At 47.0% G+C, this 15,250-nt stretch carries 11 protein-coding genes; all 11 read left to right on the forward strand.

The features are described from left to right. Positions 1–21: 21 nt before the first annotated feature. The 11 genes from QFZ77_RS13035 to QFZ77_RS13085 all read left to right on the forward strand — a co-directional run bounded on the left by QFZ77_RS13035 (position 22) and on the right by QFZ77_RS13085 (position 15,248). Positions 22–1,674 carry a sensor histidine kinase gene (locus tag QFZ77_RS13035; protein WP_307440074.1) on the forward strand — a complete coding sequence of 551 codons (1,653 nt, stop codon included), beginning with the start codon at positions 22–24 and terminating at the stop codon, positions 1,672–1,674. Positions 1,675–1,676: 2 nt separating this feature from the next. After that, a complete protein-coding gene (locus QFZ77_RS13040) occupies positions 1,677–1,814 on the forward strand; it encodes a hypothetical protein (protein WP_307440075.1) in 138 nt (45 codons plus the stop codon). Positions 1,815–1,848: 34 nt separating this feature from the next. Continuing rightward, positions 1,849–3,012, forward strand: coding sequence for an extracellular solute-binding protein (locus QFZ77_RS13045; RefSeq protein WP_307440077.1), 1,164 nt, complete (start codon positions 1,849–1,851; stop codon positions 3,010–3,012). 16 nt (positions 3,013–3,028) lie between these two features. Next, complete coding sequence (locus tag QFZ77_RS13050) at positions 3,029–3,808, forward strand: response regulator transcription factor (RefSeq protein WP_307440079.1); 780 nt, start codon at positions 3,029–3,031, stop codon at positions 3,806–3,808. A 134-nt stretch (positions 3,809–3,942) separates the two neighbouring features. Continuing rightward, positions 3,943–5,301, forward strand: a complete 1,359-nt coding sequence (locus QFZ77_RS13055; RefSeq protein WP_307440082.1) for an ABC transporter substrate-binding protein — start codon at positions 3,943–3,945, stop codon at positions 5,299–5,301. 65 nt (positions 5,302–5,366) lie between these two features. Beyond that, positions 5,367–6,356, forward strand: a complete 990-nt coding sequence (locus QFZ77_RS13060; protein WP_307440084.1) for a carbohydrate ABC transporter permease — start codon at positions 5,367–5,369, stop codon at positions 6,354–6,356. Position 6,357: 1 nt separating this feature from the next. After that, on the forward strand, positions 6,358–7,179 hold the full coding sequence (locus QFZ77_RS13065) for a carbohydrate ABC transporter permease (RefSeq protein ID WP_307440086.1): 822 nt from the start codon (positions 6,358–6,360) through the stop codon (positions 7,177–7,179). A gap of 61 nt (positions 7,180–7,240) precedes the next feature. Continuing rightward, positions 7,241–8,260 (forward strand): S-layer homology domain-containing protein, encoded by a 1,020-nt coding sequence (locus QFZ77_RS13070; RefSeq protein ID WP_307440088.1) that lies wholly within the window; start codon positions 7,241–7,243, stop codon positions 8,258–8,260. 52 nt (positions 8,261–8,312) lie between these two features. After that, on the forward strand, positions 8,313–8,483 hold the full coding sequence (locus QFZ77_RS13075) for a hypothetical protein (protein WP_307440090.1): 171 nt from the start codon (positions 8,313–8,315) through the stop codon (positions 8,481–8,483). Continuing rightward, positions 8,477–9,280: a dockerin type I domain-containing protein gene (locus QFZ77_RS13080; protein ID WP_307440092.1), complete on the forward strand. Its 804-nt coding sequence runs from the start codon at positions 8,477–8,479 to the stop codon at positions 9,278–9,280. Before QFZ77_RS13075 ends, QFZ77_RS13080 begins: the two co-directional genes overlap by 7 nt. A gap of 67 nt (positions 9,281–9,347) precedes the next feature. After that, complete coding sequence (locus QFZ77_RS13085) at positions 9,348–15,248, forward strand: GH92 family glycosyl hydrolase (protein WP_307440094.1); 5,901 nt, start codon at positions 9,348–9,350, stop codon at positions 15,246–15,248. Positions 15,249–15,250 lie beyond the last annotated feature (2 nt).

Here is a 15,250-nt window from a genome sequence, read left to right on the forward strand (position 1 = left end):
CAAACACAGATGAGCCAGTATTTGTTGCAAACGGTTGCGCAAACTCAGAGGGCACTGGATGCCAATCTGTCAGAGATTGATCGGCTCACATGGACATTGTTATATGAGCAGTCGCTTGATTTTATTAACGGTCCCTTGGATTCCCCGTATCGATTATTTGATGCGAATCAAAAATTTAAAAGCATGGTGTATTCCAATCTGTTTCGGGGCAGGCTGGAGCACATTCGCGCGATTTATTTCGTTACATCGAGTAAAGATGTTCTTTCGACAGAAAATTTATTTTATTCATTTGAGCAAGTTAATCGAGTGAATTATCAATTCATGACGGATCAACTGGAGAAGCAGCCCTTAAAGATGAGCTGGTTCAGCGACAATAGAGCGATATACCGTCCAAAAAATAGCTACGAATCCCCAGTTCGCGCTTCGGTTACAGCATCAAGACGTCTCATTGACAATAATACAGCAAAGCTTCGAGGATATTTGTTTATTCATTTCAACGATCAATTTATTAGCGATTATCTCCGGGAAGTTCAAATTGGTTCAACAGGTTCCTTATTGGTCTCGGACGCGTCGGGAGATGTGATTTATCAGCAAGATCCGCAGCTGGCGCAAAACAACAAAATAAGCGCTGCGATAAAGACACTGCCCTCTCAAGGGCAAGGGCTTAAGATCGTTGACGGAAAATGGATTCTTGCCTCGGATACCTCCCAAATTAGCGGTTGGAAAATGACTGCGGTAGTCCCGATTGATGAACTAATTGGTTCCAATCAAAAAATACTACGCTACCTGCTCATAATGGCGGCAATTGGAGCTCTTATCTCGGTCATTGTCTCGTTTCTGCTGGCTACTGCTATCTCTAAACCGGTTATGAACTTGGCTAGGTTAATGGTTTTCGCTGCGCAAGACAATCTTCATGTCCGTGAAACACTAGGACATATTCAAGAAATCAGCCTTTTACAAGTTAGCTTCAACCGCATGATGGATCGCATTCAAACACTGATCCAAGAGAATGAGAGGCAGCAGAAAGAGAAACGGGAAGCACTGCTTCAAGCTCTGCAAATGCAAATTCATCCTCATTTTCTATACAACACGCTCGACATGATTTATTGGATGGCCAAGAAGCACAACGCTGATTCGATCAGTAAGCTTGTTACTGCGCTGGGACGGTTCTTTCGGTTTACCTTAAATGCAGGACAGGAATGGACAACGCTTGGAAAAGAGCTTGAACACGTTGAAAACTATTTGCAAATTCAGTCCTTTCGCTACAGGGACAAGCTCTATTATGAAATCAATGTAGATCCCGACATTTCATCGGTCATTGTGATGCCGCTTATCCTGCAGCCGCTCATTGAAAATGCTTTGGAACATGGAATATCGAATAGTCCGGAAGGCGGTACCGTGCAGATCAATGCCCATAGATTCGAAGAACGAGTTTATATCTTCATATCGAATACGGGTAAGCAAATCGATCTTGATCGTGTTCGCCTTCTGTTGCAGGATGATTCCTCCGACCATGTCGGACTTCGAAACGTCCAACAGCGAATACAGACGGCTTTCGGTCCCGAATACGGCATCGAGCTTGTGGCAGGTATGGAGCAAGGAGCGCTGGTCAAAGTGACGATCCCTTATCGGTTATCAATGTCGGATCAGGTCCAAGAGGAGGCGGGGGGCTAACCATGAACTACTTAAAATACAATGGGCTGATGATTATTTCGGTCGTCCTGCTTCTGGTCTGGGCGCTCAGCAGTTTAATTTTATTGGAGCGGGTGACGATTGATCCGCCCAAAGCAATGGCAAGTTCGAAAAAAAATTAAAGTGCTAATTCGAACAGGAACGGAATCCTCAGCTATGCGTCAAATTTCGCAGACATTTGAGAAAAACACTGGAATTCAAGTTGAATTTATTGAATTAGGAAGGGACGTGTACTTTACTGCTGTAGGTACACAACTGCTGGCAGGGACCGATACATTTGACATCGTTTCCATTCCCAACACATCGATTGCTCAATTTGCCTCTGTTCATGCGATTCTTCCGTTGGACGGCTTCATGAAGGATACGAATATAACCGATTTGCAATCGTTTGATGTAGACGATTTTTTTTCCATCTACCGGTACCACGGGGCGACATATGCGCTGCCAACCGATATCAGCACCCACTTTCTTTACTACAGGAGCGATTTAATCCCAAGTCCGCCTGAGACTTGGGATGAGTTGTTCGAGGCTTCCAAAAAGTTTTCGAAAAGTAAAAACCCAGCATCCCCAACCACTTGGGGATTGGGGATGCCAGCTGTCGTGCCGGAGGAAAGATCCAAAATCTTTGCCTCGCTGCTATGGTCATTTGGGGGTGACATTCTGAATGAAGAAGACGGGAAAGTATTTTTGGATAATAAAGAGTCGATTCAAGCCGGTCAATACTTGGAGAAATTGGTACAAGAGAAGGTGGTGCCACAGGATTTACTGAGCTGGGATTTTGCGAGAACCCGTGACGCGTTAATTGCGGGGGAGATCGCCATGGCGGCTCCTTATTGGAATGCGGCTTACCCGATGATCAAGCAAAATAGTGACCCCAATAAAGAATCGATTAAAATTGCATTAATTCCAGGCACCAAAGATCAGAATGGACAAATACAGCGCGTCCCGTTTCAGCATGGCTGGACTCTCGCCATTAATGCGAGCTCCAGAAATTCAGTTGATGCCTGGAAGTTTCTCGAGTATGCGACTGGCAAGAAGGGCGGGATGATCTATGCACAGCAAGGTGGTGTGCCGGCAAGACGTTCGATTTTGGACGATCCGTCCTTTTTAGCAACAAGACCGGATTTTGCTTTAATTTTGAAGAGTATGGATATCGCCAAAAATGAACCTTCCATTAGCTATTATCCGGATATGGTCGATATTGAAGAAATGGCTTTAGCTAAAATCATTACGTCATCTGACAAGCCGCAAGAAGCCTTAAGAGAAGCAGCAATTGAGTTGCGCCATCTGTCTCAAAAAATGAATATGAATTCTCAATAGGATGGAGGATAAATCGATGACTGCTTCCATTTACCGTGCCGTTATTATTGATGACGAAGCCTGGATTCGGGAAGGCTTAAGCATGCATATCAATTGGGAGTTAATAGGAATAGAGCTTGTGCGAGTATTTCAAGACGGTCTTGAAGCAATAGATTATATACAAAATCATCCCGTCGACATCATTTTGTCGGATATTCGTATGCCCAATATGACCGGATTAGAGTTAGTTGCAAGATTACGCGAATTGGAAAATGAAAATCACTTGCTATCAAACATCAAGGTCATATTCCTGAGCGGGTATGGTGATTTTAAATATGCGCAAGAAGCGCTTCGGTTAGGCGCGGTAAATTATCTGCTTAAGCCTACGGAAGTCGAAGATATTGAAGATGCATTACAAAAAGCTAAGCAGATGTGCGCCAAAGAAGCCATGCAAACCAACAAACAACCTGTCGAACCAATAGTATTCGAGGAGCCCAGTTCGTACTTGATTAAAAAAGCGCTGCATATCATGAACGCAAGATTTACGGAGGATATTCAACTCAATCTAATTGCCGAGGAATTGTTTGTTACCTCCAATTATTTAAGCAGGTTGTTTCGTCAGGAAACAGGCAAATCGTTTAGTGATTATTTATCGTACCTGCGCATCGAGAAGGCCTGCGAGCTGCTGGCAGGCAGCACCCTCAAAATTTATCAGATCGGCGAGGCCGTGGGCTACCCCAATCCCCGGTATTTCAGCGAGTGGTTTCAAAAACAGATGGGAATGTCACCTGGCGACTACCGTTCCCGACTTTCCTAATTAATAAGCCCAACGGTGTTTGTGCAAAAAAACGGAAGAAAAGATAGATTTACCTCATTAAATGAATTTCCAATAATAAGTAAAATGATAGATGTAAAGCGGTTTCAAACATAGTGACTGAAAGGGGAAGTACTGTGAAACGCAAATTATCTATCATTCTTACGACGGTAACCGTAACGGGATCGCTTCTTACTGCTTGCGGCACGAGCACAAAGGAGGCGACAAACAACAGCCCGGCTCCGAGTGCGGCTGCAAATACGCCAGCGGCTACAGCAGCTGCATCGGCGACTTCGGCACCGGCGGCGACCAAAAAGCAGGTGGAAATCTTTAGCTGGTGGACGGGTGCCGGTGAAGAAGCGGGACTCCAAGGACTTATTAAATTGTTCAAAGGCAAATACGCTGATATCGAAGTTATTAATGCTGCCGTAGCTGGGGGAGCCGGTACAAATGCAAAAGCAGTACTCGCAAGCCGCATGCAGGGCGGCGATCCGCCATCCGCTTTCCAAGTTCATGGCGGGGCCGAGTTAAATACCGGTTGGGTTGCTGCCGGCAAGGTCAGCCCCTTAAATGATCTGTACGATAAGGAAGGCTGGAAGGATAAGTTTCCGAAGGACCTAATCGACATGGTTAGTAAGGATGGCAACATTTACTCTGTACCGGTCAATATCCACCGTGGAAATGTGATATTTTACAACAAGAAAATTTTTGATCAAAACGGTTTGAAAGCGCCTACTACATTTGATGAGTTCATCAAGGTAGCGGATGCTTTGAAAGCCAAAGGAATTACTCCGCTGGCGCTCGGCGACAAAGAGCCTTGGACGGCGACGATGCTGTTTGAAAACGTTTTGCTGGGTGAGCTTGGCGCGGACGACTATAAAAAATTGTGGACTGGCGAGATTCCATTCGACGATGCGCGCGTGAAAAAATCGCTCGAAACCTTTAAAAAGATGCTGACTTATGTGAATAAGGATCACGCTGCCCGTAACTGGCAAGATGCTGCGCAATTGGTTGCCAAAGGCGAAGCGGCCATGAACAACATGGGTGACTGGGCTAAAGGCTACTTCACGACCGATCTGAAATTGAAAGCGAATGAAGATTTCGGTTGGGCGGCATCCCCGAATACAAACGGAACTTTCATGGTCGTGACGGATACCTTCGCGCTTCCGAAAGATTCTAAGGATCAAGCGACAGCCAAAGAATTCTTGAAGGTTCTTGGCTCCGTGGAAGGTCAGGACGTGTTTAACCCGCTGAAAGGATCTATTCCGGCAAGGGTTGATGCGGATGCTTCCAAATACGATATTTACGGGAAAACGACGATTGAGGACTTGAAAAAGAGCAAGCTGACGCCAAGTATGGCACACGGTTCTGCGGCACCGGAAGGTTTTACAACTCAGGCTAACCAAGCGATCAACATCTTCGTTACACAAGGCAATGTTGAGCAAGCGGCTAAAGCGCTCAAAGCGGCGCAGGATGCCAACGGTATGAAGAAATAAGGAAAAATCGGCAGGGCCAGATGGCAGGTAAGGCATCTGACCCTGTTTCTCTGGAGTGTGAATACATGAATTCATTCCGTTCAAGCGCTCGACTGGGTACTGCGCAATCCAACACCAACACTGAGTTACGCCGGCGCCGCGTATGGAAGTCAGAGAAGTATGTCCCCATCCTCATGCTGCTGCCATCATTAGCGGCGATTGCCATTTTTGTGTATGGATTTATCGCCTGGACCGGATACGTTTCATTAACCCAATGGAACACCCTTGTCAAAAACCTTACATTTGCAGGATTCAGCAATTATCAGTTTCTGTTCAATGATTTCCGGTTTCAATCGGATTTTAGAAATACGATTGTATTTACGGCTCTTTTCATAGCTGGAGGTATGATTATCGGCTTGTTTCTGGCGGTTATGGTAGACAGGAAGGTGCGCGGAGAAGCTTTTTTTCGTAATATTTTTGTCTTTCCTATGGCGCTTTCGTTCATCGTAACAGGTGTTGTGTGGCAATGGATTCTGAACCCGACGACAGGGATCAACCTGCTGCTGAAGTCACTTGGAGTTTCTAACGTACCGAGCTGGTTTGTAAGCACAGAGATTGTACCGAAGATTCATTTCGGTCAAATTGATATTGGTATCCCTGTAGCTATCATTGCCGTGGCAATTGCCGCCATCTGGCAAATGTCCGGATTCGCAATGGCGATGTACCTGGCCGGATTGCGGGGTATATCTGAGGATCTGCGGGAGGCTGCGCGCGTAGACGGCGCGACCGAATGGCAGGTGCTGCGCAAGGTCATCCTGCCGCAGTTGAAACCGATCACGATGAGCCTAATCATTATTTTGGCACATATTTCGCTAAAGATTTTCGATCTGGTCTATGCAATGACAGGACCGGGAGCCATGTTTGTGACAGATGTACCGGGCGTTTATATGTTCGAAACGACGTTCCGTGGGAACCATTATGCGCAGGGTGCCGGTATTGCAATGATCATGCTGCTTCTCGTTTCCTTTCTCATTGTCCCTTACTTGATCTTAAACATGCGCAAGGAGGAGAGTTAAGATGCCGCTGGAGCGCATAAATCGTACTCTGCTGTATGTGGCCCTGATCGTTTTGGCGATTGCTTATCTGATCCCGGTTTACGTGATGATCATTACGAGCGTCAAAGGCCTAGACGAAATCACATTGGATAGAATGTGGGCGCTGCCCGAAAGTTTTAACCTGAAGGGCTATCAAGAGGCGTTCAAGAAGCTGATCCCCAACTTGACAAACAGCTTTTTGTTGGCCATCCCCGCTACGTTGTTATCAGCTTTGTTTGGATCTTTAAACGGGTACATCTTATCCAAATGGAAGTTTAAAGGCGCAGACGTTCTATTTACGCTCATGCTATTCGGGATGTTCATTCCGTACCAAAGTATTCTCATCCCGCTCATTCAATTCTTGCAATCCATTAAACTGTACAACTCGATTCCCGGGTTAATTCTCGTTCACGTCGTGTACGGACTTCCGATCTGCACCTTGATGTTTCGTAACTTTTACATAGGGGTTCCTACGGAAGTGCTAGAGTCTGCCAAAATCGATGGAAATGGATTTTTTGGTATTTATCGATACATCATCATCCCTCTTTCCTTAACTGGGTTTGTGGTTGTTGGTATCTGGCAGTTCACCAGTGTATGGAATGAATTCCTGTTTGCAGTTACACTTACGACACAGAAGCAGCAGCCGATCATGGTTGCCCTGCAGAACTTGTCCGGCAGTCAAATCGTACAGTGGAACGTGCAGATGGCAGGGGCCATACTAGCAGCTTTACCTACACTTCTCGTCTATATTTTCTTGAGCCGATACTTTATCCGTGGCCTACTCGCAGGTTCAATTAAAGGATAACGCTAACGAAAAAGTTATAGCCCACTTCAGTAAATGAATTTATTGGGAAGGAAGAGCATACATGCTGCGCAAACTTTTGACGATGAACTTGGCCTTAACGATTTGTATACTTCTGCTTCCCATATCTGCATGGGCAGCAAGCCAGGCTTCTTACACGCTGACCATTTCTAATGATAAACCAGAGGTAGGTCATGAGGTTCAGATCATTGTAAAGGGACAGCATCTCGAGGATGTATACGCTTATGAAGTCAATTTGGACTATGATCCTAGTCAGCTGAAGTTCAAGGATGCGAAAAGTGCTATAAAGGGATTTTCTATTCCACCCATCGTAAAAAATAACCGGATTCAATTTGCGAACACTAAAATTGGCAAGGAATCCGGGGAAGGCGGAGATGTAACCTTGTGTACACTGACCTTCACGGTTATTGGAAAAGGGCAAGCCATCGTTAAGCTCACGGATGTGAAGCTCGTTAGCAGCAGTATGGTCTCCACTAAGCAGAACGCCGGTGTGCAGATTGCAGCAGAAATCCACGGTGATTTGGCACCGTTTAGCGATATTTACGGTCATTGGGCTAGAGAAGCGATAGATAAAGCAGCTAAACTCGGATTTGTAAGCGGATACGAGGACGGCACCTTCCATCCGCAAGGACTCGTCACACGCGCCGAGTTTGCAGCGATGCTGGCGAAGGCACTTCATTTGCCGATTAACGGGAACGGACAGCTTGCTTTTGCAGATCTGGAGCAAATCCCAGACTGGGCGAGATCAAGCATCTCAGCAGTTACGACGGCAGACATTGTGACGGGTTATGAAGATCATACCTTCCGTGCGAATCAAATGATCTCACGCGCCGAAATTACGACGATGATTGTTCGCGCCCTCGGCACTAACGTGAATTCAGCAAGCGTATCGACCTTTGCCGATGTCGATCAAATTCCGGATTGGGCGCAGGCTTTCGTTTCGACTGCAGCTGGGTTGGGTATTATCCAAGGCAAAGGGGATAACCTTTTCGTACCTAATGAAAATGCGACCAGGGCAGAAGCAGTCACGATCATCCTGTCTATGCTTGCTCAGAAGCATTGATTAGAAGTTAGTTATATATACTAATTTATTTCGTGAGAGAGGAAGACAGGCAATGAGAATGAGCAGAAGGAAAAGTGAGTTCATTGTACTTTCCATCCTCATGCTTTTGTTTATCAATCTATTTGCGGAACCGCCGATTGCTTTGGCTGAGCGGACCAAGTCCGGTTCATTGCGATCAGTCAAGGCGAAGCGCATACCGTCAAGAGCGACGAAGATTTGCTGACTCTGCATTGGGCTGCCAAGCAGCTTGCCAGTCCATCCGCAGCTATGGTTTCGATCACTAATCTCGTGATATCTAATGCCGAAGGTGTGGAACTAACCGGGGGCGGCGCTTCGCATACGATTCAAATCACTGTGGGTAAGCCCGGTGATCTGAACGGCGATAACCAGTTCACCATAGGTGATTTGGCCATTGCTGCTAGAGCTTACGGTAAAACCTCGGAAGACCCGGATTGGTCGCAGTACCGGAGAGCAGATGTTAATCATGACGGCAAGGTGCTGATTGAAGATCTTGTGATCATAGCAAGAGCGATTTTTGATCGAGATGCGACTGCGCCGAATAAACCGGTTTGGACCTCGGAAAAACGTTTGACGGTAACTAACGTTACGTATTCCGGAATGACATTAACCTGGTCTGGAGCTGTTGATTCGTCCGGTGTAACTGGCTTTAAAGTTTACCAGGAGGGCCGTGAGATCGGTTCGGTTACGGATAGTGTGTATGCCATTAGCGGCCTGGCAGCTAACCGGGTGTACACCTTCAAGGTGGAAGCGGGGAACGCGTCAGGGCTTTGGAGTACAGATGGGCCGAGCGTTACGGTGACTACAACAACCGCTAATCTTCCTTTGGATCTCAATGGCGACAACAAGATCTCTGTAAGCGAGCTGGCGATCATTGCGTCGGCTTACAGCAGAACTTCGAACGATCCAGAATGGGCGAAGTATGTAAGAGCAGATGTCAATCACGACGGTAAGGTGGATATTGAAGATTGTGCTGTCATTGCCGGATTACTTCTTCGTTAAAGGCTCAAATGGGTGAATGTGATACTTTTTCGGAATTGAAAACAAAACAAATAGGAGGTTTTCTGGAATGAGTAACCGGAAAGCTAGGAAGTTTCTGGCAATCGCAACAAGCTTTACGATTCTAACAGGGGCTTTTTACATTCCTTCAAATCAAAGGGCGTCAGCAGCTGGTAAAGCAGCTGATTTTTTCTCGTCATTTGAGGCAAGTGATCCCAGTGTGACCTGGGAGAATACCGTTGAAACAGACGCAGATGGAAACCGTCTGATGTCGGGTATCGACGGAAATACTCCCTTTACCGGGATACCAGGCAGCATTACAAATAAAGTCGTTGAAGTGACGGCAAAAGGAGAAAACGCCGGTGCCGGTGAAGTGCCCATCAATCTGATTGACGCAAACTCGAATTCCAAATGGCTGGATTTTGAGTCGACAAGCTGGTTAAGATTCAAGCTTTCCGAACCAACTGCGGTCGTAAAGTATGCCTTAACCTCTGCCAACGATGCTCCAGGGAGGGACCCTAAAAACTGGACGCTTGAAGGCTCCAGTGACGGCAGCACCTGGACGACGCTGGATACGAGAACGAACCAATCGTTCAGTGAGCGTTTTCAGACCCATGAATATGACTTCGTAAATGAAACCCCTTACTTATACTATCGCTTTAACATTACCGCAAACAGCGGTGATTCCATTATCCAATTGGCAGAGTTCCAACTTTCCAATGGCATTGTGCTCCCGCCGCCACCTCCATCGGAAATGAAGTCGAATGTTTCCAAAGGTCCTTCAGGGCTTTATAACGCGAAGTCAAATGTAGGCTGGACCGGGTTAAAAGGATTCATCTATTCAGGTATCCACAAGGTTGACGGTAGAGCATACTCCTACAATAAGGTTTATGATGTTGATATTCTCGTGACGCCAAATACCGAGTTGTCTTATTATATTGCTCCCGAGTTTACGGACACAGCGAAGATGGATTACGCCAGTACCTATGCAGCGGTTGATCTTGCATTCTCAGACGGCACGTATTTGCATGATCTCGGCGCAGTCGACCAGCACGGCGTTAAGCTGAACCCTCAGGATCAAGGAAATTCCAAAACGCTGTATAACAACCAATGGAATTTCAAAAAAACGAGTATTGGCACAGTTGCAGCAGGTAAAACCATTAAGCGCATCCTCATGTCTTACGATAACCCTACGGCCGCAGCTGAAGCAGGATTTAAAGGAACTATCGACGATTTGAAAATCGAAGGTAATCCCGTTCCTAAAACGTACAGCCGGCTTTCAGAATATGCAAACATCCTGAGGGGCACGCAATCAAACGGTTCTTTTTCCAGAGGGAATACGATCCCTGCCGTTGCCGTACCTCATGGTTTTAATTTTTGGATACCGAAAACAAATGCAGGCTCGGACTGGGCTTATAACTACAACCAAGGTAATAACGCGAATAACCTCCCGACGATACAGGCTTTTGCTTTAAGCCATGAGCCGAGCCCTTGGATGGGCGACCGCCAAACATTCCATATCATGCCTTCCGACATAGCAGGAACTCCAAGTATCAGCCGTACAACACGGGCACTACCGTTCAAGCATGCAAATGAGATCGCGAAACCCCACTATTACGGTGTCACCTTTGAAAATGGTCTCAAAACGGAATTCACGCCAACAGATCATGCCGCCATGTTCCGATTCACGTTTGCAGGAAATTCGTCTAACCTGATTTTTGATAATCAGAGCAATAGCGGTGGGATTACACTCGATGCTGCCAACCAAACCATCTCAGGCTATTCGGATCAAAAAAGCGGGCTTTCCACGGGCGCAACACGCATCTTCATCTATGCGACTTTCGATAAACCGGTCACTGCAAGCGGCAAGCTTACTGGCAGCGGCGGCGGTGGAACGAATGTGCAGGCTTACTACAAATTCGATACTACGACCGATAAAGTAGTGACGATGAAGATCGCTACTTCTCTGATCAGCTTAGATCAAGCGAAGAGAAACCTGGAACTTGAAATCAACCCTGCGGATACGATCGAAACGATCAAAGAGAGGGCACAAACGCAGTGGGATCAGCAAATGGGTGTTATTCAAGTGGAAGGTGCTACAGAAGACCAGCTAGTTACCTTGTACTCGAACATGTACCGCTTATTTCTTTATCCAAACTCAGCGTTTGAAAATGTCGGCACCAAGGAAGCGCCGGTATACAAACATGCCGATCAAACACCTGTTACAACCTGTTCGACGAGTACGGCAACGAATACATGCACTAAAATTGCAGACGGTAAAATTTATGCTAATAATGGTTTCTGGGATACGTATCGAACAGCTTGGCCAGCATACAGTTTATTGTCGCCTACGAAAGCCGGAGAATTTATCGATGGATTCGTTCAGCATTATCGGGATGGAGGTTGGATCTCCAGATGGTCTTCGCCAGGCTATGCCGATTTGATGGTAGGAACTAGCGCGAATGTGGCTTTTGCAGATGCTTACCTGAAGGGTGTCACGAACTTCGACGTTCAAAGCTTCTATCAATCTGCGTTGAAAGACGCAGCCGTCACACCGCCTAATTCGAATGTCGGAAGAAAAGGAATGTCCACTTCCGTGTTCGATGGATATACCAACACAGGTACTGGAGAAGGACTGGCGTGGGCGATGGATGGATATATCAACGATTACGGCATCGCGAATCTGGCTGATGCGTTGGCTAAGAAAAACGACTCAAGAGATCCATACAACACGCACTACAAGGACGATCAACAATATTACATCAACCGGGCGCAAAATTATGTCAATATGTTTAACCCGAATTTGAAATTTTTTAACGGAAGGACTGCAAGCGGAGCTTGGCGTTCAACACCTGAAGATTTCGACCCTAGAGATTGGGGTAATGATTACACGGAAACGAATGCTTGGAATATGGCTTTCCACGCACCGCAAGACGGCCAAGGTTTGGCTAATTTGTATGGCGGAAGAGAGAAGCTGGCCGAAAAGCTGGATCAATTCTTCAGCATACCGGAGCCTGCTTCCACGGATAATGCGGGTTCATATGGCGGTGTGATTCACGAGATGACAGAAGCCAGAGATGTAAGAATGGGACAGTATGGACACAGTAATCAGCCGTCGCATCACATTATTTACATGTATGATTACGCTGGAAAGCCGTGGAAAACACAGGAAAAGGTTCGCGAAGCGCTTGACCGTCTGTATCTGGGCAGCGAGATCGGCCAAGGCTATGCGGGCGATGAAGATAACGGTGAAATGTCCGCGTGGTACATTTTCGGATCCTTAGGCTTCTATCCGCTCAAAATGGGAAGCCCGGAATATGCGATCGGCGCACCATTATTCAAAAAAGCGACGATCAATCTCGAAAACGGCAGTAAACTCGTTATCAACGCACCGAATAATAGCAAATCTAACAAATACGTTCAAAGCTTGAAGGTGAATGGCGATGCGTATTTGAAAACATCTCTGCCGCATGCAGTCCTTGCAGCCGGCGCAACGCTGGATTTTGACATGGGGCCGGCACCATCCGCATGGGGAAGCGGCGAAAACGACGTGCCTGCCTCCATTACTCAAGGCTCGGTCGTTCCAACTCCGCTAAAAGATATGACGGATAAAATGGTTTCTCAAGGATTTGCCAAAGTAGCGGATAGTGCAAACAGCTCCACAATTGGCAATCTGTTCGACAATAATTCTTCTACCCGTGTTACGTTCAACAGTCAAACGCCATGGATTCAATATCAATTCATCGGCTCGAAAAAGCTGGCTAAGATGTATACGCTCACTTCCGGCAATACCGAAGGAGATGCAAAAAGCTGGACGCTGAATGGCTCGAATGACGGACAAAACTGGAGCGTATTGGATGAAAGAACGAACGAAACCTTTGCTTCGCGTTCATTTACTCGTCCATTTACGATACAGCATCCGGATAAATACGCTTATTACCGTTTAGAGGTTAGCGCAAACTCCGGCGCTGCTACCACTTCGTTCGCTGAAATCGAGTTCCTTGGCTACCCGGTACCTGCTGCAAGCGATGAAGTCGCCGTAGCGGAAACCCTGCAAAGCCTGGATTTGGGCGACACGAGCGCAGTCACCAAAAAGTTGAGCCTGCCTAACGAAAACATCGAGTACGGTACGACAATTACTTGGGAAAGCTCCAAACCGTCAGTCGTGAGTAAGGAAGGGAAAATTTTGAAACGCCCGGATTTAGGACAGCCGAACGAGAGCCTAACGTTGACGGCAACGGTGCAAAGAGGAAGCGCACATGCAACGAAAACAATAAACATTACAGTGCTTGCGATCACTGCAGCAGATCTGCATTATGGCGCCGGCATTGATTTCAAGACGGGACTGGAACCAGGTGATGTTATGCCGACTTGGGAAAACCATACAATTGATTCCAAGAACATCAGTGAATTCTGCTGTGGTATCGGAGGCATGGAAACGAAGGCCGGCACACCAGGCCGCAATAGCAGCTCAACGGCGATTCTGTATTCAGGCAATGCGACGAATGCGGCTGAGAACTATGCATACAGTCAGATGTTTGATGCTGAGTTCGACATCAAGCCTTCCACCGTGCTTTCATACTGGATCTATCCGGAAGGCAGTGCCGCAACTGTGCTTCCCGGCAATGTAAGAACAACGAGCCAACATTATGCGGTTGACCTGCTCTTCACTGACGGCACTTATTTGCACAATTTGGGTGCCACCGATCAGAATGGCATCGGCCTCAATCCACTGGCTCAAGGAAATGGCGGTAAGCTGATTGCCGATCAATGGAATTTCGTTTCATCCAACATCGGAGCAGTGGCAGCTGGGAAAAGGGTGGATAAAATCCTCATTTCCTTCAACGGTACAGGGAAAACTGGATATTCACGCGGACTTTTCGATGATATCTCGATCGAACACGCTCAAAGCGAGCCTGGTGCAGTAGTATCAGGAAGCTCGACTGTTGTGGCGGGCCAAACCTTTGATTTGATCTATGGACTGGGTAGTGTGACTCAAAGTGTATATGGCCAGGATATCACCGTTACGTATGATGCCGACAAATTTGACTGGCAATCCGAGGAATCCTTGAAAGATAACGACTTTGTTATTGTGGATAAAAAGGCAACGCCAGGCCAAATCCGAATTCTTGCGGTTCATGTAGGACCGAGCGCTTCGAATCCGAATGGAGCCTTGTTGAAGCTTCATTTTCAAGCTAAAGCAGCTGAGCTTGGAGCAACCGGCACCATAGCCGTTCACCATGTTGTTGTGGCGGACGGAGAAGGTGTGGAGGCGGAATTGCCGGGCGCTTCGAAAACGATACGTTTTTCAAGCGTAGATAAAACGGCGCTCAACAGCTTGATTGCCGAAGCACAAGCTTTCCATGATACGGCAGTTGAAGGCAGCAAATACGGCCAGTATCCGGCAGGTTCGAAAGCAGCGCTGCAAACGGCTATCAATGCTGCTAAAGCCGTAGCTGACAGCACGCAAGCCACGCAGAATGAAGTTGACTCGGCAGGCGTTCAGCTGAATACAGCGCTGCTAACGTTCAAGAACTCCATCATCAACACGGTGGACAAAAAGGCGCTTAACGCTTTGATCGCACAAGCGCAATCGGCGCATGACGCTGCAGTAGAAGGCACTGGCATCGGTCAATATCCAGCTGGCTCCAAAGCGATTCTGCTAGCTGCTATTCAAACGACTAGCCAAATTGCTGGCGATACTGCGGTTACGCAATCGCAAGTCGATCAGACGGTGACTGTATTGAATACGGCCTTGGAAGGCTTCCGTGCCTCCGTGAATACACGTATTCCAGGAGATGTTAACGGCGACGATAAGGTCAGTATCGGTGACTTGGGAATAATGGCCGCCTACTATGGCAAAACATCCGGCGATACGAATTGGAACTTGTACAAGAAAGCGGATCTGAATAACGATGGCGTGATCGATATCGTCGACCTTGCGCTCATAGCAAACAAGATTCTTGGTTAAAG

Origin of the sequence: Paenibacillus sp. V4I3, assembly GCF_030817215.1 — a bacterium.
Classification (GTDB): domain Bacteria; phylum Bacillota; class Bacilli; order Paenibacillales; family NBRC-103111; genus Paenibacillus_E.